Consider the following 23,621-nt stretch of genomic DNA (forward strand, 5'->3'; position numbering starts at 1 on the left):
ACATGCTCAACGCCTCAAACAGCATCAAGCGCCGCGGTCTCATGCTGGTGCTGTCGTCGCCATCGGGTGCCGGCAAGTCGACCATTGCCCGTCTGCTGCTCAACGACAAGGAAAAGCTGGAACTGTCGCTGTCGATCAGCGTCACCACCCGTCCGCGCCGCGCGAGCGAGATCGACGGCGTGCATTATCATTTTATTTCGGTGCGCGAATTCGAGCGCCTGCGCGACAGCGATGAACTGATCGAATGGGCGGAGGTGCATGGCAATTTCTATGGCACGCCGCGTGAGGCGGCGGAAAACGCCCTGGCCGACGGGCAGGACATGCTGTTCGACATCGACTGGCAGGGCGCGCTGCAGTTGCAGGACAAGATGAAAGGCGACGTCGTCAGCATCTTCATCCTGCCGCCGTCGATGGCCGACCTGAAGCTGCGGCTGCATCGCCGCGCCGAAGACACCGAAGAAGTCATCGACATGCGCCTGCGCAATGCGCGCAACGAGATCGAACGCTGGCGTTCCTATGATTACGTCATCGTCAACAAGGATCTGGAACGCGCCTATCATGAGGTCCAGTCCATCGTGACGGCCGAACGCCTGCGCCGGGACCGTTGCCCCGGCCTGTTCGATTTCGTCAGCGGCCTTCTGGATGAGAAGATCGATTAACGGCGCAGGTTATCTGATATCTGCGGGAACATTGTGCGTGGTTCGACAAGCTCACCATGAGGAAGAGTGAGGATTGCAGGGAGCTTTATTCTGCAATGTTTCCGGCTAGCCCTGCAGCCCACCCATCTCCCTCATGGTGAGCTTGTCGAACCACGCACAGTGGTTATGCAAGATTTACCAATGGTTTCCCTAATCCACACCTAAACCGCGTTGGCCAGCGCTACAAACTCTTCGATGGACAATGTTTCGGCGCGGCGTGTGGGATCAATCCCGACTTTGGCCAAAAGCGCTTCACCGCCGAGCGGCTTGATGCTCTGGCGCAGCATCTTGCGGCGCTGGCCGAAGGCGGCCTGCGTGACACGGCCGAGCATGCTCGCATCGCAGGCCAGCGGGCTTGCGCGCGGAATGAGGTGAACCACCGAGGACGTCACCTTCGGCGGCGGGGTAAAGGCCTGCGGCGGCACGTCAAAGGTTATTTTGGCTTCCGTGCGCCAGCCCGCCAGCACGCCGAGGCGGCCATAGGCATCAGAGCCAGGCTTTGCCACGATGCGCTCGGCCACTTCGCGCTGGAACATCAGCGTCAGCGAGGCATAGAAGGGCGGCCACGGCTCGCTCAACAGCCAGCCGATCAACAGCTGCGTGCCGACATTGTAAGGCAGGTTGGCGACGATCTTGACCGTGCCGTTCCCCGCCAGTGCCTTGAAATCCGTCTCCAGCGCATCGCCTGATATGACCTGCAGGCGGCCGGGATAATGATCGGAAATTTCCTGCAGCGCCGCCAGGCAGCGCTCGTCGCGTTCAATGGCAATCACTTGGGCACCCTGCGCCAGCAGGGCGCGGGTCAGGCCGCCGGGGCCAGGGCCAACCTCGATGACGGTCTGTCCCTGCAGGTCGCCGGCTTGCCGCGCGATCTTGGCGGTCAGGTTGAGATCGAGCAGGAAGTTCTGGCCGAGGGATTTCTTGGCCATCAGTTCGTGCCGGTCGATCACATCGCGCAGAGGGGGGAGGCTGTCGATGCTCATGCGTCGTTGTTTTCCGGGCTGGAGCGATGGGAGGCGAGTTCACCCGCCAGGCGCAATGCGGCGATGAAGCTGTCCGGCTTGGCCTTGCCCGATCCGGCGATGTCGAATGCGGTGCCGTGGTCGGGCGAGGTGCGCACGAAGGGCAGGCCGAGCGTCACGTTCACGCTGTCGTCGAAGCCCAGCGTCTTGGCCGGGATGAGCGCCTGGTCGTGATACATGCAGATCGCCGCGTCATAACCGGCACGCGCCGCCGCATGGAACATGGTGTCTGCCGGCAGCGGCCCGCGTGCATCGATGCCTTCCTTGCGCAGGATCTCAACCGCCGGGCGGACGATCTCTTCGTCTTCCAGGCCCATGGCGCCGCCTTCGCCCGCATGCGGATTGAGCCCGGCAATGGCAAGGCGCGGATTGGCGATGCCGAACTGGCTTTTCAGCGCCTGCGCCGTGATGCGTGAAATGGTGACGATCCGGGCGGTATCCAGCACTTCGGGAACACGGGCAAGCGCAATGTGGATGGTCACGGGAACAGCGCGCAGCAGGGGCCCTGCCAGCATCATGACGGGTGTGACCTCGCGGCCGAACCGCTCACTGGCCAGATGCGCCAGGAATTCCGTATGGCCGGGAAAGCGGAACCCCGCCTCATAGAGCGGCTTCTTGGCGATGGGGCAGGTGACGACGGCACTGGCACGGCCGGAAAGCGTGTATTCGACGGCGCGCTCGATCGCCTCGATCGTTCCGGCGGCATTGTCGGCGAGCGGAATGCCGGGACGATCGATTTGCCGGTTTTGCAGGGGAACAATCGGCAAGGCCCGCCCGAAAACCCTGTCAGCGTCTTCCGGCGTGGTGATTTCGATGGGGCAATCCATGCCGAGCCGTGCCGCACGTGCGGCGATGAGTTTTTCGTCGCCAAGCAGAAAAAACGCCGGGAGGCGCGCCGAAGCGCGCAATGCCCATGCGGCAAGCGCTATGTCAGGTCCGATTCCGGAGGGATCACCGGAGCTTACGGCGAGGATGCTGCTCATGGGAAGGCAATACCATCATCGATTGACGATGGATGCCTTTTTCCGCAGATCATCGAGATATTGCTTGTTGACCGCTTCCGCCGTGGCATCGGGCTTCTGGTTGGCCGCTGCCGCTTCCTGCGAGAAAACAAGGCGGGCGACGCGGTCATCGGAAAGCTGGCGTGTTGCGCAGACACCGAGGAATTCGACGCCCTTGTCGGTGTCGAGTGTGGTCGTCGCGTGCCCGGCGGAGGTGGCGGTGACCTGTTTCGACCATTCCGGCGGCAGTTCCTGTTCGACGAAACGGCCGAGATCGCGGACGGTCACGTCCAGTATGCCCTTCGCCATATCGCGCGTTGAGTCACAGCCGTTGAACTTGGCGCGCAGCGCATTGGCCTCGTTGCGGCGCTTGGCGATGTTGCCACGATCGGCGGCCGGAACAACGAAAATGACCTGCTGCAATGTGAATTCGGTCGAGACAGGCTTCTTGCCGCCGTCCTTCAGCATGCGCTGCACGGCATCCTGCTCGGACACGCGGCTGCCGCCCTGCGACCGGTTGCGGGTGCCAAGCGCGCGGCCCCAGCCCATCTGCAGGCGGATATATTCCTTGAAATGGTCGGCAGTCACACCGGCCTTGTCGAGGACACCGGTGAGCTGGGCGAGGGTCATCTTGTTGTTGGTGGCAAAGCGCTCGAAGGCCTGATTCACTTCGGTATCGGAAACGACGATGTTCAGCCGCCGCATCTCCTGGCGTTTCAGCATGTCGTCGGTGAGTTCCTCACGCGCCATCTGCGGCAGGTTGCCCTTCTTGTGCTGCAGCTTCAAGAAAGCTGCGCGCCGGGCAATGTCATAATCGGTAATCGGCATTCCATTGACGATTACCTTGACGTCGCTCGCTTGCGCAGGCAGCGAAATGCCGGCCGCCAGGCCCGAGCCCAAAGCGGTAACAATCGCCGCCGCAAGAATGTGCTTCCTCACCATCATGTTCCACATTATCCGATCATTATGGATCTCTTTTGACCATTTTGACAAAAATGACCGGTAAAATCCATTCCTGTGAGATTCATTTCCGTCTTATTGCCGTTTTACTAAGGCAAAAGCATGACTGGCCGCAAGGGCGGCCAGTTGAAAAGAAATAATCAAATGCCGCCAATATCGACAGGCTTGCCGAATTCCCACAGCGTACGGAAGGAAATCTGGAAGCCGTACGTTGTTGTCGTATCGCCGGCGGTGCCAGTGCTGGTGATGGGCCGTTGCTGCGTATAGTACATCTGGTAGGTGAAGCACTCATCGTCATAGGCAATGGCTGCCGTGCGCTTCACCAGTGTGTCATGCACGATATCGTAGGTGCCCGAGCCGAGAAGACGCCAGTTCGGTGTCAGCTTGGCCGTGCCGCCGAGGGTGACTTCCTGCCTGTCCTCGGTGAAGCCATAGGTGGGCTGAGCGCCGATGAATGCGTATTTCCCGAAAACCGAGCCGTATTTGCCGGCGCCCGTCGCCGCAACTTCGGCACGATGAACCTCAAATGTGTCCTTGTCGAAGCGGCCGCCCGTCGTCAGCGTATAGGCACCGTAGTTGGCGCCGATCATCGCAACATAGTCGGAACGAGCCGTTTCCAGTCCCGATTCTGCGCCCGCATTGACAAAATCCTGCGAGGCAAAGGAATTCACGCCGCCAAGCTGGAACGATTGACCGGCAATACCGTTGAGCGACAGGCCGTTGTTGAACGTACCGGAATAGCGAATACCCAGATTGGCGCGTGTGCCGCCCTCGACCCGGTCGTAGCCGGAGAACTTGTCCCGTTCGAACAGGCTTGAGGCATCGAAGACGAAGCTTTGTGCATCTTCGTTCGGCATCTGGCCGGCATAGGGCTCGTTGTTGCGGACAAAGAGCTGTGCCGTCGGTTCAAGCACATGGGTTGAATTGGCCGCCGTGAACAGGATCGGGTATTTCGCTTCGAGCCCTGCGGTTGCCATGCCGCGGAAGGCCTGGTCGCGGGTGACGCCAACGGAATTCGAGTCGACATACATGCCATCGCCGCGCAGCGCGAGAATGGGTGTCAGGACAAGGCCGCTATCGGTAATGAATGTACGCTTCCACTCAACCTCACCGGTGATACGGCCGTCATTGCCCTTGATGCCCGAGAGATAGCCAGAGCGTGTCAGACCTGTCGATGCTGTGCCATCTTCCTTGTCGCGATACAGCGCCTGTACGTTCAAGTTGAAGTTCAACTCGCCGCCGGCAAGAGGCTGGGTGGGGATATAGGCATAGTCGAGACTTGGCAGGACCCAGGGCTGCTTGTTCTCAGACGAAGCCGAGTTTGAATCCGAGTAACCTTCCTGAACGTGAAACTTGTAGAGCCGCAGGTCAAAATAGTTCCGGTCATGCAGGCCGGTCAGGTAGATCTGGTCGGTCTTGTTGTAGTCCGCATAACCTTCGAGGCCATAGCGGTAGGCAAAGGCCTTGTCCGACTGCACCATCGCATCCCAGCCGAGGGTCCAGCGCGGGTTGATGTGAATCGCACCCTTCGAACCGATCATTCCGCGGCCGGTATTATCGTGGTCTTCCTGATCGTTGGTCGCGTCGAACTCGCCGGGCTTCTGCTGGCTGATGCCCGCGACACGGATGCTGTACTCGCCGTTTTCCAGGCGATGGCGCCATTCCGCGTCGGCCAGGAAACCCTGCTTCGTATAGCCGGTGCCGGTCAGCGTCAGGTCATAATTGGGGGCGAGCGCCCAGAAGTAGGGAACGCTGACGCCATAGCCGAGATTCGTCTCGTATCTGTAACTCGGCATCAGGAAGCCACTTTTGCGCTTCACGGTCGGATCGGCGATTTCAAACGCCGGCAGGAAGGCCAGGGGCATGCCGAACAGCTCGAAGCGTCCGCGCTCGAACCGGATGGTCTTGTTCTTGCCGTTCCAGACGATCTTCTGGGCGCGCACCTGCCAGAGCGGAGCCTTGCCCGGCTTGTCGCGGCAGGGCTCGCAGGCGGTATAAATACCGTTGTTGAACTTGGTGATTTCACCGCCGATGCGTTCGGCGCTTTCCGCCGCGAAGCGTGTGTTATCCGCAGCCTCGACGCGCAGCGTGTTGACGAAACCTTCCTTGAAATCATCGGTGACATCGAGATTTTCCGCATAGATGCGGTTGCCGTCCTTTTCGACGATCTCGACCTTGCCGACGGCCTTCAGGCGGCCGGTCTTCTGATCATAGGTGACCTGACGGGCAACGAGGCGGTTGCCGTCATATTCGATCTTCACGCCGCCGACGGCTGAAATCGTCTTGGCGTTGATATCATAGACGAGTTCATCCGATTCCAGCAGCATCTGCGCATTCGGATTCGTCTTGAAATTACCTGCGAGGGCATCATTTGTCTGGGCCAAGGCCGGGAACGAAATCCCGCCTGCAAGGCATAGCACGGCCGTCCCGCACATAAGCCGTGCGAGCCACGTCGGCAACACCGAGCGCGTTACATTCAATCCCACTCTAACCATCCTCCTTGTGCAGCAGAAAGGAGACCCCAAAAAAAGTTGCGATCAGGACCGGAGTCCAAGCGGCAACGAAAGGCGGAACGAATCCCGCATTTCCGAAAGCCTTGACCACAACTGTGACGACATAAAGCACGAAGCCCGCGAGGACGCCACCCAGAATCATCGTTCCAGATTGGCCAAAGCGAACAAATTTCAGCGAAACCGTCGCGGCGATTAGGGTCATCGCCATTAAAAGGGCAGGCAAAGCCAGCAAAGACTGGAAATGCATGTCAAAAGCATTGGCTGGATAGCCAAAAGAGCGAGCTGCGGCAATTTTGTTACGCAGCTCAAAAAAAGGAATTGTCTCTGGCCGGGCCAGACTTTCTTCAACGAATTCAGGCCGAAGATGCGTTGCGATGCGGACGTCGCCCGGTGAAACAGGTGTCTCGCCCAGCACGAATTTCGTCACGTCCGTCAACTGCCAGTAGCCGTCTTCCAGGTCAGCGGTTTTGGCGTCGAGACGCTCGATAATGTCCTTGTTCTTGTCCAGCCGGATGAAGGAAGCATCGACCAAACGCAACCCGCGGTTGACGATATTCTTGGCACCGATGATGGTCTCGCCTTCATCGGTTTTCTGGCGCAGCCACGGTACACGATCGTCGGTTGTATCGTTGGTTTTTCCGCTGCGCCAGGCCGCCTGAACGGCCTCGCTTTTCTCAAAGCCATAGGCGGCGAGGGGATTGACGATCAGGACGGCGAGAAGGCCGAACAAAAACGCACCGGTGCAGGCGGGCAGGAGAAACTGCCAGGCCGAGACACCGACGGAGCGTGCCACGACAAGCTCGTATTTCCGGTTCAGCGAGATCAGCGTGGTCATCGCCGAAAACAGCGCGATGAACGGAAACACCTGCTGCATGATGTAGGGAATGCGCATCACGGACAGGCCGAATGCCTGCATGGAGGAATATTCCGGCAGGGCGGCCAGCTTGCTCGACAGCTCGGTGAAATCGAGGATGAGGGCGAGCGCAAAACTTCCCATGAGGAAATAGCAGGTGATCGTCACGTAGCGGAGAAAGAAGTAACGTCCGAGTGTCCAGCCTATCATTCGTCACGCGCTCCACGTCCGGAGCGGGGATTTAGCAGCTTTGTCCTGACACCTGCAAGGGCCGCCTGTGGTGACGAAAACCCGTTCTTGAAGAAGTCGGCCAGCTTTGCCGGCATGCCGATCTGACGATTCGTCGCCAATGCATAGATGGCCGACAGGGTAACAAGGATCGGGAAAACAAAGAGGAAGGGAATGACGTTTTCATTCTTTTCCGAGGCCTGCCCGCTGGAATAGCTGATCCAGAAGACGATCAGGCTCAACGTGATCGCCGTGAAGGAGGCTGAAATGCGCGCCTCGCGGTGCGAACGCGAATCCGCGGCGGCGGCCAGCGAAATGAAGGCGAAAACGATGGGATACATCCAGTCGGTCAGCCGTTTGGCCAGCTCCGAGGTGTAGCGCAGCGGTTTCTGCTGATAGACCGTATCGTTCGGGTCCGGGTTCATCAGATAGTTCAGCGGACGATCCTTCGGGAAGATGGTGACGTCCTTATCGTCCGATGGTAAAAATTCAGCAAGATCAAGAGCATAGGTGTTGAACTTGATGATCGACACATCGCCGGTCTTCACGTCGCGGCGGTCGATTTCGCCGTCCTTCATGACCAGAAGGCTCTGGTTGCCCTTGTCGACGACGAGGCCGTCCTTCGAATAGTAGAGGAGGTCGGTCACCGGATCGCGCGAATCGGACACGAACAGGCCCTTGATGGCGCCGTTGGCATCGCGGCTTTCAATCTGCAGATAGAGATCCTTGTCCAGCCGCTGGAACGAGCCCTGCTGGACGACGAGATTGATCACGTCGGAGCGGGCGTCGGCCAGCATCTGCCGCATGCTCATCTGCGAATACGGGGCGATGAAATTGGCGATGACGAATGAAAGACCGGCAACGAGGACGGCAAAGAGCAGGACGGGCCGGATGACCGTGGAGCGCGGCGCGCCCGAGGCATTGATGACGACGAGTTCCGAATCCTGGTTCATCGTCGACAGTGTCTGCGTCACGGCAATGACCAGCGCGAACGGCATGACGACGGGAAAAGCGGCGGGAAGCAGGTTGGAGCTGAACTTCAGGATGTAGAAGAAGCTCTGGCCGCTGGTGGTCAGGAAGTTGATGCGGCCGAGGACCTGGACGATCCACGTAATGCCGACCGCTGACAGGAGGACTGCCAGAAACATGACGACGATGCGTCGCAAGATGTAATACTCAATCAGGCGCATGTCATGTTTCGCAAAAGAGTTCCGCCACCTTGTTTGTCGACTTGCCGCTCACGGATGAACGACCATTTCATGTATGCCATGCAATCCATGGCATTATTTTGCCGCACTATGGGACGAACCCGTTATATGTTCAATCTAGTCAGGCTTGGCTAAAAATAGGCGAAGAAAGCTGGTTAACAAGGTGTTAGCGCCCGATACCTATCGTTACCCACTTCATTCATCAACTTTGATGAATTAGGAAGTCACAATTTGTTCAATCTGGAGATATCATGTCCAAACGACCATCCATCAGTTTTGCAAAGTTTGCTGCCGTCGAAAACGGAACCGCAATTTTGCTTCTGGCAGCCGAAGGCAAGGCCGCGCAGGAAGCCGAATCTGTCGTCGGGCAGGCGTTGCTGTCGCGTATCATCGATGTCTCGGATTTCAAGGGAAAACTTGCAGCAAGCCTGAGCACGCTTGCGCCTGGCGGCACCGAGCTTGACCGCCTGGTCCTGGTCGGCGCCGGCGATCCGGCCAAGCTGAAAGCCGATGACTGGCTGAAACTGGGCGGTTCGGCCTTCCCGAAGATCGGCAAGGCCAAGCATGTTTCCGTGGTTCTGGCGTTGCCGGATACGGACGTGTCGGGTGAAAATGCTGCGGATTTCGCGCTGGGCATCCTGCTGCGCGCCTATACGTTCGACAAGTACAAGACGAAGAAGGGCAGGAATGACGAGAGCCGGGACGACAAGTCCTCGGCCAAGATCACCCTTCTCGTGGCCGATCCGCAGGCGGCAAAGAAGGCCTTTGCCAATGCCGAAGCCGTGGCGGAAGGCGTTATCCTGGCGCGCGATCTCGTCAATGAACCCGCCAATATTCTCGGACCGGTTGAATTTGCCGAACGTATCGAGGAGTTGAAGAAGCTCGATGTGAAGGTCGAGATTCTCGACCCCAAGGACATGAAGAAGCTGGGCATGGGCTCACTGCTCGGTGTCGCACAAGGGTCGGTGCGCCCGGCACGGCTTGCGATCATGGAATGGCAGGGCGGCAAGGGCAAGGAAGCGCCCATCGCCTTCGTCGGCAAGGGGGTGGTGTTCGATTCCGGCGGTGTCTCGATCAAGCCGGCCGCCGGCATGGACGAGATGAAGGGCGACATGGGCGGCGCCGCCGCCGTCACCGGCCTCCTGCATACGCTGGCAAGCCGCAAGGCCAAGGTCAATGTGGTCGGCATCGTCGGCCTCGTTGAAAACATGGTCGACGGCAATGCCCAGCGTCCCGGTGATATCGTCACCTCCATGTCGGGCCAGACCATCGAGGTGCTCAACACCGACGCGGAAGGCCGGCTGGTGCTGGCGGATGCGCTTTACTATTGCAACGAGCGTTTCCAGCCGAAATTCATGGTTAACCTCGCCACGCTGACCGGTGCGATCATGGTTGCGCTCGGCCAGTCGCATGCGGGGCTGTTCTCCAATGACGACACGCTGGCGGCGCAGCTGTTCGATGCGGGGCAGTCGACCGGCGAGAAAGTGTGGCGCATGCCGCTCGGCGCGGAATATGACAAGCTGATCGATACCAAGAACGCCGACATGAAGAACATCGGTACCCGCTTTGGCGGCGCCATCATCGCAGCGCAGTTTTTGAAGCGGTTTGTCGGGGATACCGCCTGGGCGCATCTGGATATCGCCGGTACCGCCATGGGCACGCCGGCCAGCGAGTACAATCAGTCGTGGGCGTCCGGTTTCGGCGTCCGCCTGCTTGACCGGCTGATCCAGGACAATTTCGAAGGCTGACGAAACTGTGGTGCGTGGTTCGACAAGCTCACCATGAGGGACGGAGTGGATTGCAGGGAGCCTTACTCCGCGACGTTCGCGATTGGCATTGCAACCAAACCACATTCCTCATGGTGAGCTTGTCGAACCACGCACCACCCAATCTTTGACGAATCGGTCCAGGACTGCTTCAACGAAGTGACACTGGCGCATTTTTGAGCCAAGAGAGACAATGACCGAAATCCTCTTCTACCACCTGACTGAATCGACACTGGAAAACGCGCTTCCGGGTCTGGTCGAGCGCTCGCTGAGCCGCCAGTGGAAGGTGGTCATCCAGACCGGATCGCAGGAGCGGCGCGACAGTCTCGACAATCATCTGTGGACCTGGTCGGATGCGTCGTTTCTGGCCCATGCCACGGATCAGGAGCCGCACCCGGAGGAGCAGCCGGTGATACTGACCACGGGCGAGGGCAATCCGAACGGGGCCACGGTGCGCTTTCTAGTGGATGGCGCGGTTCCCGCGCATGTCGAAGCCTATGAACGGCTGGTGCTGATGTTCGACGGGCATGACCAGATGCAGCTCGAACAGGCGCGAGAGCAGTGGAAGCAGTTGAAGGCCGCGGGGCACACGCTGACTTATTGGCAGCAGAATTCCGAGGGCCGCTGGGAAAAGAAGGCCTGAGAGATGCGCAAGCTGCTGCTGTTGCTCCTGCTCGCCGGCGTGGCGCTTGGCATTGGCTATCCCTGGTACGCCTATAATTTTTCCGGCAGCGAGCTGGGGTCATGGCGGGTGTTTGACCGGCCCGGCCCGTACAAGCCCGTGACGGTTTCGTTGAAGGCCAGCGATGGCCCGGTGCGGATCTTTGCCGACATGCAGCCGCTGCGCAGTTTCATTCCGGCCGAAGGGCGCACCGCGCTCACCTCAGTCGTATCGCGGGACGGCCGGGATGTGCTGGTCAAGACGCTTTCCTATGTCAATGCGCAGGCCGCCAACCGGGGATCGCCGCAGGGGCCGCGCTTCTATCGCGACCGGATCGGCGATATCGATCCCGTGGTATCGGGTGATTATACCATCAGGATCGGACCCGGCGATGCCGATGGCCTCGACGTGGCGCAGGTGGATATCGTCCTGCGCAAAGGGGCGGCGAGCATCGACAAGCGCTTCGTTCCGGCTGGCCTGACCATGATCGCCGTCAGCATTTTCGGCCTGATCCGCCTGGGACGCCGCAAGGCCAACCCCAACAGCACGCCGCCAGCGCCCAAATGGGGACGCTGATCGTGTCGCCGAGCACTGCCTGTCCGACTCTGCTGACGCCGCGCCTGCGCCTGCGTCCGTTCGAAAGCCGCGATGAAGCCGGGCTGCACGCCTGCCTCGCGAACGAAACGCTGACGCGGTATTGGGGCTTTACCGCCTGCACGACCATGGAAGAAACGCGGCGTTGCCTGCGCATCCTGGCAAAGACCACGTCGCCCTATGATTCGATGGCCTGGGCGGTGGCCGACAGGACCACGGACGAGTGCATCGGCATGGTGAACTACCATCACCGCGAGGTCAGCAATCACCGGCTTGAAATCGGCTACATCCTGCGCCGCGAGTGGCACGGGCAGGGGCTGATGAGCGAGGCGGTCAAGACGCTGATGGATTACTGCGTGGCCCATCTGAAGGCGCATCGCATCACGGCGATCATCCATCCCGACAACACCGCTTCAATCCGGCTGGCCCTGCGGCTGGGTTTTCGCTGCGAGGGTGGGCCGATGCGCGATTATTGGCGCGTTGGCAGAGGCTATATGAGCCCGATGCTCTACAGCTTCATTGCCAGCTGAGGGCTGTCCCCCGGCCTTTCCGTGATCCGGTAGGCGCAGCGCCGGGCGCCCTTCAATATATGCTCGAAGCGCCTGATCTCGACATCGGGACCGAGCGCCGCCTGAAACACATCGAGCTCCGACCGGCACAGTTTCTGGCATGCCCTGGCGGCCACGCAGATCGGGCAGTGGTTTTCCACCAGAACCAGCGCACCCGCCGCATCCCGGGTGGTTTCCGCCATATACCCTTCGGCGGAGCGTATGTCCGCCAGACGCTGCACCCGTTGCTCGAGGGAGCCCGCGTCGGCGAGTTCCGTGCGATAGTGGTCGAGCGTGGTGGCCTCGCGGTGCGCGATCAGCTTGTCAAGCCCCGCATCGCCGAACACGGCTGATATGGACGCCAGGATATCGGCTGTCAGCGCCGCGTGATTGTCGGGAAACTGCCCGTTGCCACTGTCGGTCAGGTGCCAGAAGCGTTTCGGGCGGCCGACGGTCTCGCGGCTGTCTTCAAAGGCGACGAGGCCATCCTCATGCAGCCGCCCAAGCATCTGCCGCACCGCAACGGAGGTAATGCCGAGACGATCCGCCAGGGACGCGGCGGTCTGCGCGCCGGCGACTTTCAGGGAATAGAGCATGCGATTTGTCGTTCGATCCTGCATACCGGCAATGTAACAAAAATCTTTTTAAAAAGCGATTGCTTATTTTATTAAGCGGAATATAAAAACATAAAACTTATTTAATTGAGGTGACGCCATGCATGACCCCGACGATACAGCCAGCGATGCCCGCTGGTCCGAGCTGCTGACCCCGCAGTTTTCCGCCGCAACCACGACGCTTTGCCTCGGCGTGGCGCTGTTTGCCTTCAACGGGTTTCTCGTTTCCACCTCCCTGCCGACGGCGGTGCGCGAGATCGGCGGGCTAAAACTGATTTCCTGGGCCTTCACGCTCTATCTCGTCCTGTCCATCGTCGGCGGTGCCAGCGGCGCCTTGCTGAAGGGCAGGCTCGGCCCGCGCCGGGCATTGGTCGGTGCTGCCATCGTCTTTCTCGCGGGCACGCTGATTGCCGCCTTTGCTTCGTCGATGACGGAAGTGCTGATCGGCCGCGCCCTGCAGGGGCTGGGCGAGGGCGTGATCGCCGCCATCTGCTATGCGCTCATTCCCGACCTGTTCCCGTCGCGCCTGGTGGCAAAAGTGTTTGGCGCCGAAGCCGTCGTCTGGGCCATCGCGGCCTTCGGCGGTCCGCTGGTTGCCGGGCTTTTGACGGAAACCGTATCCTGGCGCGCCGCTTTCCTCGTCAATGTTCCCATGGCGCTGATCTTCATCGCGCTGGTGTTCCGCATCGTACCGCGTTCGGCGGCCGAAGCGGCAGCGCTGTCCGTGCCTTTCCTGCGGCTGGGGGCGATTGGCGGCGGCATCATGCTGGTGGCGCTTGCCGGCATCATGCAGACGCTGACGCTGGAAGTCCTGTGTGTCGCCGGCGCCGCGGCCGTTCTCATTGCCGTCGTTGCGGTTGACCGCCGCAGCCGCACGCCGCTGTTCCCGTCCGATGCCTTTGCCCTGACGTCGACGGTCGGCATCGGCCTGTGGATCGTGCTGCTGATGCCCGTCGCCCAGGCGTCCACCTCGGTCTATCTCGTCATGACCTTGCAGAATCTCTGGGGTTATGGCCCAACCATGGCCGGTGCGTTCAGCGCCAGCTTTGCCGTCGCCTGGAGCAGCATTGCCATTCTGGTGGCCAATGTGCAGGACCCGCGCCGCCGCTCGCGGATGATCCGGCTCGGACCGGTATTGCTGGTGACGGGACTTGCGGTTCTCGTGCTCGGTTTCTCCGCCGATCTGCCGGGTGTGGTTCTGGTCGGCCAGATGAGCATCGGCGCCGGGTTCGGGGTCAGCTGGGGCTTTTTGAGCCAGAGCGTGATGGAATCGGCGCGCGACGGCGAGCGCGACCGGGCTTCCGCCCTCCTGCCGACGCTGCAATCCGCCGGTTATGCCATCGGGGCTGCGGTGGCCGGTCTGGTCGCCAATGCCGCCAGCTATCCGCAGGCAACAAGCCCCGAAGCCTTGCGCGACGCGACGATGATCATCTTTGCGGTCTCGACGATGATCGGCCTTGCCGCCATGATCGCCGGTTTCGCCCTGCCGTTGCGCAGGAAGACGGTGTTCGCGGCCGATCTGCCGTAGCGGCACGAAAAAGCCCGCCCTGACGAGGGGCGGGCGACAGTTCCGGACGATCCGGAAAATCCAGGAGAGGGGAGGATTTCGACCTGCAAATCCCCTCTCTTGCGATTTTTGCTGTTGGTGAGAATGAGTGACGGTGCGTGGTGCAATCCTCCACCTCCCTCATGGTGAGCTTGTCGAACCACGCACTGTGCATATTGCAACTTTTGTCGAATTGCCTGTCGTGATCCGTTTTCCTAGCATTCAGCGCCGCATATGGAGAGCCAGGCATGGAGGTCACAGTCTATATTCTGCTGTGCTCGGATGGATCATATTATACGGGGCTGACGAAACAGGACGTTGACGCCCGCGTTTGGGAACATAATGCAGGAATTTGCGATGGATACACAAAACGCCGCCGCCCTGTCCAACTTGTCTTCACCGAGACTTACGACCGTATCCTTGATGCCATAGCACGGGAACGCCAGATCAAGGGGTGGTCACGCGTGAAAAAGCAGGCGCTGATCGCATTGGATTATGAACGCCTGTCTCAACTCTCAAAAAACCGCAGCAAAATTTGAACAGTTAAACCGGCTGCATATGGCTGGTGCGTGGTTCGACAAGCTCACCATGAGGGAAGTGAGTTGACTGCAAAGCTGATCTTAGACGTTGCAGAATAGAGTTCCCTGCAATCCCCCACCTCCCTCATGGTGAGCTTGTCGAACCACGCACTGCGGGGTAACGTTCCCGTTACAGATCGGCCATCGCCTCTTCATATTCGGTCGACAGCGTCAGCCATTCCTCTTCCGCCCGGGCGAGCGAGGATTTGGCATAGCCGATTTCCTTGCCGATCTGTGTCGCCTTGGCGGGCTCGCGGCTGTAGATGACCGGATCGGCCAGCTGGTCCTGCAGGGTCTCGATCTTCTTCTGGAAGCGCTGCACCATGGCATCGGCTTCCTGGATTTTTTTCTGCAAGGGCTTCAGCGCTTCGCGCTTCTGCGCCGACAGCTTGCGCTGCTCGGCCTTGGTCAGCTTCTGTCCGTCATCGGCGTTGATCTTGCTGTTGCCGGAGCGCTCGGCCTTGGCATCGGCCAGAACCAGCGAACGGTAGGCGTCGAGATCGCCGTCATAGGGCGCAACCGCGCCGTCACGCACCAGCCAGAGCCGGTCCATCGTGGCTTCGATCAGGTGCCTGTCGTGCGCAATCAGGATGACGGCGCCGTCGAAATCGTTGAGCGCATGCATCAGCGCTTCGCGGCTGTCGATATCCAGATGGTTGGTCGGCTCGTCCAGGATGAGCAGGTTCGGACCCTGGAAGGTCGCAAGCCCCATCAAAAGACGGGCCTTTTCACCGCCGGAAAGGTCCTTTGCCGCCGTGTTCATCTTCACCGTGGCCAGGCCCATCTGCGAGACGCGGGCGCGCACCTTGGATTCCGGCGCATCGGGCATCAGCTTGCGCACATGCTCGATGGCATTGTCCTCGGGCACCAGATCGTCGAGCTGATGCTGGGCAAAGAAGGAAATCTTCAGGTTCGGCGCCACCGTCATCCGGCCGCTCTGCAGCGCGAGACGTCCGCTGATCAGCTTGGCCAGTGTCGACTTGCCGTTACCGTTCGAACCCAGCAGCGCGATACGGTCATCCGCATCGATACGCAGGTTGAGATGCTTGAGCACCGGCTTGCCCGGCGTGTAGCCGACTTCACCGCTTTCAACGGCGATGATCGGCGATGCCACCACCTTTTCCGGCTCGGGAAAATGGAACGGCGCCACATGGTCTTCGATGACGGACGAAATCGGCTTCAGCTTCTGCAGCGCCTTCAGGCGGGACTGCGCCTGCTTGGCCTTGGATGCCTTGGCGCGGAAACGCTCGACGAATGCTTCCATGTGCTTGCGGTGCGCTTCCTGCTTGGTGCGCTGCTTCTGCTGCAGCTCCAGCGCTTCGCTGCGCAGCCGTTCGAACTGGTCGTAATTGCCCTGCCACAGCGTCAGCTTGGTCTGGTCGAGATGAATGATCGAATTGACGGCCGAGTTGAGAAGGTCGCGGTCATGGCTGATCAGGATGACCGTGTGAGGATAGCGGCGGACATAATCCTCCAGCCACAGCGTGCCTTCCAGATCGAGATAGTTGGTCGGCTCGTCCAGCAGCAAGAGGTCCGGCTCGGCGAAGAGCACGGCCGCCAGCGCCACACGCATGCGCCAGCCGCCGGAGAAGGACGAGGCCGGACGCTTCTGCGCTTCGGAATCGAAGCCGAGGCCGGAGAGGATCGCACCGGCGCGCGCTTCGGCCGAATGCGCGTCGATATCGACCAGACGGATGTGGATTTCGGCGATGCGGTGCGGGTCCGTGGCGGTTTCGGCTTCCGCGAGAAGGGCGGTGCGCTCCTGGTCGGCGGCCAGCACGATCTCGAGCAGGGAATCTTCCGTTCCCGGCGCTTCCTGCGCCACCTGGCCGATGCGGATGTTCTTGGGCAGGAAGAAATCGCCGGTTTCCGCCGGCATCTCGCCGGTGATCACCTTGAACAGGGTGGATTTGCCCGCGCCATTGCGCCCGACCAGTCCCGCCTTCGTGCCCGACGGCAGGTTGAGGTTGGCGTGATCGATCAGCAGGCGTCCGGCCATACGCACGGATATGTCGTTGAGAATAAGCATGGCCGCGCTTTTGCACGGGAAATGCGCTTTTCGCAAGCCGTGCATGCTGCAGATATCGCCCGATTGCGCGGGAAAGTCGGGTTAGGTGATATCTGTGTCCGATTGGGCACGTTCGCACAGAGCGGCGCGCATGCGAAAATGCAGTTGCAGCAAATTGACTTTCCGCCGAAATGCGTCAGTCTTGCTGCCATAATATCCAAACAGAGGCGCCTTTCCATGGGAATCATTCTGCACGAACTCGTCGGTACGGATCTGAACAGGCCATTCAGCCCGCATTGCTGGAAAACCGTGATGTCGCTGGCCCATAAGGGCCTGCCATTCAACCGCAATCGCGTGTCGTTCAAGGGTATTCCGGAGCTCGAAGGCGCGTTCTCGCCAAAGGTGCCCATCATCCGCGATGGCGACAAGCGGGTGGCGGATTCCTTCGAGATCGCCCTGTATCTGGAAGACACCTATCCCGACCGGCCGTCGCTGTTCAAGGGCGAGGGCGGCCGGGCCATGGCCCGCTTTGTCGAGGGCTGGTCGCAGATGACGCTGCATCCCTATCTGAATCTCGTCATACTCATGCCGGTGCACGATATTCTCGATGCGCCGAACCGGGCCTATTTCCGCGAGAGCCGCGAGAAAATCTTCGGCCGTCCGCTGGAGGCGGTGGCTGCCGAACGTGACGCCAGGCACGACGCCTTCACCAAGAGCCTCGAACCCCTGCGCAAGATGCTGCTGTCGCAGCCGTTCATCGGCGGCGAGGGCCCGCTGTTCAGCGATTACATCGTGTTCGGGGCGTTCCAGTGGGTGCGGGTGCTGACGCCGTTCAAACTTGTGGACGAGAAGGATCCGGTGCATGCGTGGTTCGAGCGCTGCCTCGATCTGCATGGCGGCATTGCCCGCGAGATCAGCGCTGCTGCATAGGTTTGCAATTTGGGCAGCAGGGTTGTGCGTGGTTCGACAGGCTCACCATGAGGAAGATTGAGGATTGCAGGGGGTATATTCTGCAACATCTGAGATGAGCCTTGCAATCAAACCACCGCCCTCATGGTGAGCCTGTCGAACCACGCACCATGCCATTGCCTGTTTCTCGGCACAGCCCCTTGGCAAAGGGGCTGCCTGACGCTATAGAGCCGCCATCCAATTCCCCTAACGACAAGGTTTTATTCCATGGCGATTGAACGCACTTTCTCGATGATCAAGCCCGACGCGACGCGCCGCAACCTGACCGGTGCCATCACACAGAAGCTGGAAGAGGCTGGTCTTCGTGTTGTTGCTTCCAAGCGCGTCTGGATGAGCCGCCGCGAAGCCGAAGGCTTCTACGCCGTTCACAAGGAACGTCCTTTCTTCGGCGAACTCGTTGAATTCATGTCCTCCGCACCGACCATCGTCCAGGTTCTGGAAGGCGAAAACGCCATTGCCCGCAACCGCGAAGTCATGGGCGCCACCAACCCGGCCAATGCCGATGAAGGCACCATCCGCAAGACATTCGCCCTGTCGATCGGCGAAAACTCGGTTCACGGTTCCGATGCGCCTGAGACAGCCGCTGAAGAAATCGCCTACTGGTTCTCCGGTACGGAAGTCGTCGGCTGATTGTTTCAGATCAGACAGCAAGAAGCCGGGATTTTCCCGGCTTTTTTGTTTTAAAGGGCTGTGAATTCAGTCCTGCCGCGCCAGCTGCGCAATGGTTTTGCCCGATGCATCGCGCAAAGTGAGTTTGCCGCCGACGACCGAAAAGGAACGGGTGCGTTCCAGCGCCGTAAAGAACTTGTGTTCCTGATCCATCAGGGCAGGCGGGCAGAGTTTGCGCGTTGCCGCCGCCGGCTTGAATGTGAGCTTGCGGCCTTTGACCACGGCCTTGCTCATGAAACGGTTGCAGCCGCCGGAACCGCTCACCGCACCGTCACGGCCGATCGTGAGGGTTGTCTGGGCAAAATCGATGACGCCGCCGCCATTGATGTCTTCCGCCAGCCAGGACACACCGGTGATATCAGGCACGCGGCTTTCGCTGTGTGCCTTGAACGACAGGCCGAACAGCGCAATCACGCCGGCAAAGCCGATGAAGAGTGACAGAATGGCAAGCCGTCTCATTTCTCAATCTCCTGCCAGCGCGTAAGCGCCGCCGCATCGGTCGATTTGGCCTCGACCCAGCCGCTTGCCGCACCGCTGACAAGGTGTTCCTTCTTCCAGAAGGGTGCGGCATTCTTCAGATAATCCATCAGGAAGGCGGCAGCGTCAAAGGCGGCGCGGCGATGGGCGGAGGCAGCCACGACCAGCACGATGTTCTCGCCCGGCCGGATCATGCCATAGCGGTGGATGACCGTGAGCCCCGTCAGCGGCCAGCGGCCGAGCGCTTCGCCGGCAATGCGGGTGATTTCGCGGGCGGCCATTTCGGGATAATGCTCGATTTCCAGCGCCTGCAGCGTCCCGGCTTCATCCCGGCACAGGCCGCTGAAGGTAACGACGGCGCCAATGTCATGGCGTCCCGATGTCAGGCGGGCAATTTCAGCGGCCGTATCGAAATCGTCGCTCTGGATGGCGACACGCGGTCGGATCGCGCCGGACATGGCTTCAGCCGCCGGTCATGGGCGGGAACAGGGCAATCTCATGCGCGCCGCCAATCGGCGTCTTGTGGTCAACATGTTCCTGGTTGATGGCCACGCGGATGACGTCCTGATACTCCAGCGCCGCCTCATATTCCTCGCCGCGGGTTTTGAGGTGGCTCAGGAGATCGCCGACGGTCACGATGGAGGGCGCGAGATCGATGATCTCCTCGCCCTTGCCGATGCGTTCGCGCACCCACGCGAAATATACAAGTTTCACTGCCATGGCTCTAATCTACCACATGTTTGAGGCCGGCACGGAAATAGTCCCAGCCGGTATAGAGTGTCACGAGGGCCGCCACCCACAGCAGGGCGATGCCGAACTGCGTCGTATGCGGCACGATCTTGTCACCGGCGGGTCCCGCCAAAAGGATGGCCACGGCAAACATCTGGATCGTCGTCTTCCATTTCGCCAGCTGGCTCACCGGCACGCTGACCTTCAGTTCCGCCAGATATTCGCGCAGGCCCGAAACGAGAATTTCGCGGCACAGGATGATGATCGCCGCCCACAGCGTCCAGCCGGCAATGGTTCCGTCCGCCGCCAGCAGCAAAAGGCAGGCCGATACCAGCAGTTTGTCGGCTATCGGATCGAGCATGCGGCCGATGGTCGAGGTCTGTTTCCAGATGCGTGCGAGATAGCCGTCGAAGAAGTCGGTGATGCTGGCAATGGCGAAGATGACCAGCGCGCCCCAGCGCGCCGCATCGCTGGATTGCAGGCTGCCTTCAAGGAAAAAGCACAGCACGACCAGCGGCACCGCGAGAATGCGCCCATAGGTCAACAGGTTCGGCAAGGAGTAGGCGTTGTTCTTGGGCATATTTCCAACCAATCAAATCAGTGCCGATCAAACGGGCTTGTCCGCCAAACGTCAAGCTCATCATTCCGGAGTCGGGCGCAATTGTGTCCCGATTTCAATAAGTAAACCAAACTAGGTGCGAAAATGATCGCGAATGGTGATGGCCATTGCTTCCGATATCCCGTCCACCTTCATCAGATCCTCCACAGCGGCCTGTGATACAGCTTTAGCCGTGCCAAACTGATGAAGCAGTGCACGTTTGCGTGAAGGGCCGATCCCGGCGATCTCATCCAGCGGATTCTTGACCATTTCCTTCTTGCGCTTGGCGCGGTGCGTGCCGATGGCAAAGCGGTGCGCCTCGTCGCGCAGCCGCTGCAGGAAATACAGGACGGGATCGCGCGGCGGCAGGGTGAAGGACTGCTTGCCCTCCATGAAAAACCGCTCGCGCCCGGCATCGCGGTCCACGCCCTTGGCAACGCCGATGGCCGTCACCTTGTCGGCAATCCCCATCTCCTGCAGAATGCCGCGCACCGCGCTCATCTGGCCCTGACCGCCGTCGATCAGGATGATGTCAGGCCATGCGGGGAAGGCATCGGACTCCTCGTCGAATTCATCGATCTCCTCATCCGCCGGTGCATCCGGCATGTCCTTGTTCTCCGGCGTGCCGTGTTCCTTGACGAGGCGGCTGAACCGGCGCTCGATCACTTCGCGCATCATGCCGAAATCGTCGCCCGGCGTGATCTCGGTCGAGCGGATGTTGAACTTGCGGTACTGGTTTTTGACAAACCCCTCCGGCCCCGCGACGATCATGCCGCCGATGGCATTGGTGCCCATGATGTGGGAGTTGTCGTAGACCTCGATGCGGCGCGGTGTCTTTTCCAGACCGAAGGTTTCGGCGACCCCCTTGAGCAGGCGCGACTGCGACGAGGTCTCGGCCAGCTGGCGGCCAAGCGCCTCGCGGGCATTGCTGAGCGCGTGTTCGACAAGATCCTTCTTCTCGCCGCGCTGCGGCACGGTGATCGTCACCTTGCGGTCGGATTTCGCCGTCAGGGCGACGCCGAGCAGTTCCTGATCCTCCACCGTTTCCGACAGCATAATCAGCGAGGGGCAGGGCTTGTCGTCGTAGAACTGCGCCAGAAAGGCCCCGAGCACCTCGGCGCTCGACAGCGACGAATCGGCCTTGGGATAATAGGCGCGGTTGCCCCAGTTCTGGCCCGTGCGGAAGAAGAACACCTGAATGCAGGTGGTGCCGCCATCCTGATAGATGGCAAAGACATCGGCCTCTTCAACCGATTGCGGGTTGATGCCCGAATGCGACTGGACGTGGGAGAGAGCAGACAGGCGGTCGCGATAGACCGCCGCGCGCTCGAAATCGAGTTCGGCGGAGGCTTCGCGCATGGCATCGGACAGATGGGTTTTCACCGCCTGGCTCTTGCCGGACAGAAACGCCTTGGTCTCGGTGACCAGCTCGTCATAATCCGCTTCGCTGATTTCACCGGTGCAGGGACCGGAGCAGCGCTTGATCTGGTAGAGCAGGCACGGACGCGTGCGATTTTCGTAGAACGAATCGGTGCAGGTGCGCAGCAGGAAGGCGCGTTGCAGCGCGTTGATCGTGCGCCCGACAGCACCCGCCGAGGCAAAGGGGCCGAAATAGTCGCCCTTCGAGGAGCGGGCACCGCGATGCTTGAAAATGCCCGGTGCCAGTCGCCGGTCGGTCTGCTTGGGCGCCGTCAGCAGGATATAGGGAAACGACTTGTCGTCCCGCATCAGAACATTAAAGCGCGGGCGCAAGCGCTTGATGAGATTCGCTTCCAGCAGCAGCGCTTCGGTCTCGGTGCGGGTGACGACGAATTCCATTTTCATGGTTTCGCGGATCATGCGGGCGATGCGGTTGTTGTGGCCCTGACCGCGTGCATAGTTGGAAACGCGCTTCTTCAGGTTGCGGGCCTTGCCCACATAGAGCACATCGCCGTCCCCGTTGAACATGCGGTAGACGCCGGGCTTGTTGGGCAGGCGCTTGACCAGTTCGCCGATGACATCGGCACCGCTCGTCCCATCGCTTTCGACGCTGGAATCCCATTCGATCGCATTGATCAGCGCGGCGACATCGCGGATCGGCTCGCTGTTTTCCTCGGCGAGCGGACCGTCATCATCCAGCATCACATCGCTATCCTCCGCGTTCCCGTCGGGGGAAAGCGGCGGGGCCGGATCGATTGCCGGATGATTGCGTGCGTTGGTCATTCTGCCATTCCCGTGACATCCGGCGTCTCCCACGCCAGATGCTGCCCGCCATCCAGGGCAATCATTTGCCCGGTGATGGAGCGCGTCTGCCAGAGATAGCGGATCGTGTTGCCGAATTCTGCCAGATCGGGCCCGTGTTTCAACAGCAGGCCGTCAACTTGTTGTTCAAAATCGATTCTCTCCTGACGTTCGCCCTGCATGGTCGGGCCCGGACCGATGGCATTGACCCGGATATGCGGGGCCAGCGCCTGCGCCATGGTCTGGGTCGCGGCCCACAATGCGGCCTTCGACAGGGTGTAGGAGGTGAATTTCGGCGTGAGTCTCCACACGCGCTGGTCGATAATATTGACAATGAGGCCGTTCTCCCCGTCGGGAAGCGCCGATTTCATCGCATCCGCCAGGAGGACCGGGGCCTTCACGTGCACGGCAAAATGCCTGTCCCAGACGCTGTTGTCGAAATTGCCGAACCCGTCGTCATGAAAGATCGACGCATTGTTGACAAGAATTTCCACCGGACCGAGCGCATCCTCGGCGCTGCCGATCAGGCCGCGAACCGCGTCGCCGTCGGTCAGATCCGCCTGGACCACCGCCGCGGTGCCTCCGGCCGCCTCTACTGCACGCAGCAGAGCTTGACCCTCTTCGAGCGAATGATTGCAATGAATAGCCACAGCAAAACCGTTGGCGGCAAGATTCTCTACAATCGCCTTACCAACGCGCCTTGCGCCGCCTGTGACAAGGGCAACGGTCTTATCTCTGTGCAAATGGCTCTCCCAATCCTGCGATTCATGCTCGAATATAGGGAGGATATCGGCAAAGCGCGAGGGTTTGGCGGCATCTGCACTGACAAATGAGAAATACCAGTTGTTCATCTCATTCATGGCATTTTCGCCAGATGAAGGTGCGTATAGCCACGAAAATTGGCCGGGAAATGCAAGCATAAGGCAGAGTTTAAGTATCGGTTAAGTATACTATATTGAAACCGGCGGATTGCGGACTTTTCAATAAAATTTTCTCAAATATTTCGCAAAATCTATTTTGTCGTACTATTTTTACATCGTTGAAATCATTGGCTAATTCAAAATGTTGCATAATGAACACATCGCATTTCTGCCATTTTCTCGACAGTTTCTTTTCACAGTCTGGCGCGAGTGCCGCCACAATGAGAAGCGAATGTTCCTC

General features: G+C 60.0%; 23 protein-coding genes. 9 read left to right on the forward strand and 14 right to left on the reverse strand.

The genetic code is table 11. The annotated features are described in order from the left end of the window. Nucleotides 1-2 precede the first annotated feature (2 nt). Nucleotides 3-659, forward strand: a complete 657-nt coding sequence (gmk, locus tag ACIQWS_RS05765; protein WP_105735787.1) for a guanylate kinase — start codon at nt 3-5, stop codon at nt 657-659. A 200-nt stretch (nt 660-859) separates the two neighbouring features. Here the strand turns inward: gmk and rsmA are convergent, their stop codons facing one another. The 6 genes from rsmA to ACIQWS_RS05795 all read right to left on the reverse strand — a co-directional run bounded on the left by rsmA (nt 860) and on the right by ACIQWS_RS05795 (nt 8,465). Next, a complete protein-coding gene (gene rsmA / locus ACIQWS_RS05770) occupies nt 860-1,681 on the reverse strand; it encodes a 16S rRNA (adenine(1518)-N(6)/adenine(1519)-N(6))-dimethyltransferase RsmA (RefSeq protein ID WP_403172238.1) in 822 nt (273 codons plus the stop codon). Beyond that, nucleotides 1,678-2,703 carry a 4-hydroxythreonine-4-phosphate dehydrogenase PdxA gene (pdxA, locus tag ACIQWS_RS05775; protein WP_403172249.1) on the reverse strand — a complete coding sequence of 342 codons (1,026 nt, stop codon included), beginning with the start codon at nt 2,701-2,703 and terminating at the stop codon, nt 1,678-1,680. Before pdxA ends, rsmA begins: the two co-directional genes overlap by 4 nt. 15 nt (nt 2,704-2,718) lie before the next feature. Next, nucleotides 2,719-3,666, reverse strand: coding sequence for a peptidylprolyl isomerase (locus tag ACIQWS_RS05780; protein WP_346305579.1), 948 nt, complete (start codon nt 3,664-3,666; stop codon nt 2,719-2,721). A gap of 155 nt (nt 3,667-3,821) precedes the next feature. Further along, on the reverse strand, nt 3,822-6,167 hold the full coding sequence (locus tag ACIQWS_RS05785) for an LPS-assembly protein LptD (protein ID WP_403172262.1): 2,346 nt from the start codon (nt 6,165-6,167) through the stop codon (nt 3,822-3,824). 1 nt (nt 6,168) lies between these two features. Next, on the reverse strand, nt 6,169-7,257 hold the full coding sequence (gene lptG, locus ACIQWS_RS05790) for an LPS export ABC transporter permease LptG (protein WP_346305547.1): 1,089 nt from the start codon (nt 7,255-7,257) through the stop codon (nt 6,169-6,171). Next, complete coding sequence (locus ACIQWS_RS05795) at nt 7,254-8,465, reverse strand: LptF/LptG family permease (protein WP_346305548.1); 1,212 nt, start codon at nt 8,463-8,465, stop codon at nt 7,254-7,256. Before ACIQWS_RS05795 ends, lptG begins: the two co-directional genes overlap by 4 nt. A gap of 269 nt (nt 8,466-8,734) precedes the next feature. Here ACIQWS_RS05795 and ACIQWS_RS05800 point away from each other — a divergent pair, with 269 nt between their 5' ends. The 4 genes from ACIQWS_RS05800 (at nt 8,735) to ACIQWS_RS05815 (ending at nt 12,034) form a co-directional block, all read left to right on the forward strand. Next, complete coding sequence (locus tag ACIQWS_RS05800; RefSeq protein ID WP_403172293.1) at nt 8,735-10,231, forward strand: leucyl aminopeptidase; 1,497 nt, start codon at nt 8,735-8,737, stop codon at nt 10,229-10,231. A 211-nt stretch (nt 10,232-10,442) separates the two neighbouring features. Then, the gene (locus tag ACIQWS_RS05805; protein ID WP_403172299.1) at nt 10,443-10,892 is read left to right on the forward strand and encodes a DNA polymerase III subunit chi; all 450 of its coding nucleotides are present in this window, start codon (nt 10,443-10,445) and stop codon (nt 10,890-10,892) included. A gap of 3 nt (nt 10,893-10,895) precedes the next feature. Beyond that, nucleotides 10,896-11,486, forward strand: a complete 591-nt coding sequence (locus ACIQWS_RS05810) for a hypothetical protein (protein ID WP_403172304.1) — start codon at nt 10,896-10,898, stop codon at nt 11,484-11,486. A gap of 2 nt (nt 11,487-11,488) precedes the next feature. Then, nucleotides 11,489-12,034, forward strand: a complete 546-nt coding sequence (locus ACIQWS_RS05815; RefSeq protein WP_403172324.1) for a GNAT family N-acetyltransferase — start codon at nt 11,489-11,491, stop codon at nt 12,032-12,034. On the opposite strand, the gene ACIQWS_RS05820 is transcribed toward ACIQWS_RS05815, so the two are convergent. After that, complete coding sequence (locus ACIQWS_RS05820) at nt 12,013-12,648, reverse strand: helix-turn-helix transcriptional regulator (RefSeq protein ID WP_403172371.1); 636 nt, start codon at nt 12,646-12,648, stop codon at nt 12,013-12,015. The genes ACIQWS_RS05815 and ACIQWS_RS05820 overlap by 22 nt on opposite strands. A gap of 118 nt (nt 12,649-12,766) precedes the next feature. On the opposite strand from ACIQWS_RS05820, the gene ACIQWS_RS05825 reads away from it, so the two are divergent. Together ACIQWS_RS05825 and ACIQWS_RS05830 are read left to right on the forward strand one after the other, a co-directional pair. Beyond that, nucleotides 12,767-14,194, forward strand: coding sequence for an MFS transporter (locus ACIQWS_RS05825; RefSeq protein ID WP_403172396.1), 1,428 nt, complete (start codon nt 12,767-12,769; stop codon nt 14,192-14,194). A gap of 266 nt (nt 14,195-14,460) precedes the next feature. Beyond that, nucleotides 14,461-14,751 carry a GIY-YIG nuclease family protein gene (locus ACIQWS_RS05830; protein WP_346307792.1) on the forward strand — a complete coding sequence of 97 codons (291 nt, stop codon included), beginning with the start codon at nt 14,461-14,463 and terminating at the stop codon, nt 14,749-14,751. 169 nt (nt 14,752-14,920) lie between these two features. Here ACIQWS_RS05830 and ACIQWS_RS05835 read toward each other — a convergent pair whose 3' ends face one another. Then, nucleotides 14,921-16,819 (reverse strand): ABC-F family ATP-binding cassette domain-containing protein, encoded by a 1,899-nt coding sequence (locus tag ACIQWS_RS05835; RefSeq protein WP_346307791.1) that lies wholly within the window; start codon nt 16,817-16,819, stop codon nt 14,921-14,923. A 216-nt stretch (nt 16,820-17,035) separates the two neighbouring features. On the opposite strand from ACIQWS_RS05835, the gene ACIQWS_RS05840 reads away from it, so the two are divergent. Next, nucleotides 17,036-17,728 (forward strand): glutathione S-transferase family protein, encoded by a 693-nt coding sequence (locus tag ACIQWS_RS05840; RefSeq protein WP_403172421.1) that lies wholly within the window; start codon nt 17,036-17,038, stop codon nt 17,726-17,728. A 246-nt stretch (nt 17,729-17,974) separates the two neighbouring features. Then, nucleotides 17,975-18,397: a nucleoside-diphosphate kinase gene (ndk, locus tag ACIQWS_RS05845; RefSeq protein ID WP_077114036.1), complete on the forward strand. Its 423-nt coding sequence runs from the start codon at nt 17,975-17,977 to the stop codon at nt 18,395-18,397. 66 nt (nt 18,398-18,463) lie between these two features. Here ndk and ACIQWS_RS05850 read toward each other — a convergent pair whose 3' ends face one another. The 6 genes from ACIQWS_RS05850 to ACIQWS_RS05875 form a co-directional block, all read right to left on the reverse strand. After that, entirely contained in the window at nt 18,464-18,895 is a 432-nt protein-coding gene (locus tag ACIQWS_RS05850; protein ID WP_403172436.1) for an META domain-containing protein, read from the reverse strand. Further along, a complete protein-coding gene (locus ACIQWS_RS05855) occupies nt 18,892-19,371 on the reverse strand; it encodes a molybdenum cofactor biosynthesis protein MoaE (RefSeq protein ID WP_403172443.1) in 480 nt (159 codons plus the stop codon). The genes ACIQWS_RS05850 and ACIQWS_RS05855 overlap by 4 nt, the downstream gene beginning before the upstream one ends. Nucleotides 19,372-19,375: 4 nt before the next feature. Continuing rightward, nucleotides 19,376-19,633, reverse strand: coding sequence for a molybdopterin converting factor subunit 1 (moaD, locus tag ACIQWS_RS05860; RefSeq protein ID WP_346306802.1), 258 nt, complete (start codon nt 19,631-19,633; stop codon nt 19,376-19,378). A gap of 4 nt (nt 19,634-19,637) precedes the next feature. Continuing rightward, on the reverse strand, nt 19,638-20,222 hold the full coding sequence (gene pgsA, locus ACIQWS_RS05865; RefSeq protein ID WP_105735750.1) for a CDP-diacylglycerol--glycerol-3-phosphate 3-phosphatidyltransferase: 585 nt from the start codon (nt 20,220-20,222) through the stop codon (nt 19,638-19,640). A gap of 111 nt (nt 20,223-20,333) precedes the next feature. Then, complete coding sequence (uvrC, locus tag ACIQWS_RS05870) at nt 20,334-22,442, reverse strand: excinuclease ABC subunit UvrC (protein ID WP_403172477.1); 2,109 nt, start codon at nt 22,440-22,442, stop codon at nt 20,334-20,336. Next, nucleotides 22,439-23,203, reverse strand: coding sequence for an SDR family oxidoreductase (locus ACIQWS_RS05875; RefSeq protein ID WP_403177523.1), 765 nt, complete (start codon nt 23,201-23,203; stop codon nt 22,439-22,441). The genes uvrC and ACIQWS_RS05875 overlap by 4 nt, the downstream gene beginning before the upstream one ends. Nucleotides 23,204-23,621: the final 418 nt, after the last annotated feature.

The sequence above is a fragment of the Phyllobacterium sp. NPDC097923 genome (assembly GCF_044760925.1).
In the GTDB taxonomy this organism is placed as follows: domain Bacteria; phylum Pseudomonadota; class Alphaproteobacteria; order Rhizobiales; family Rhizobiaceae; genus Phyllobacterium; species Phyllobacterium calauticae.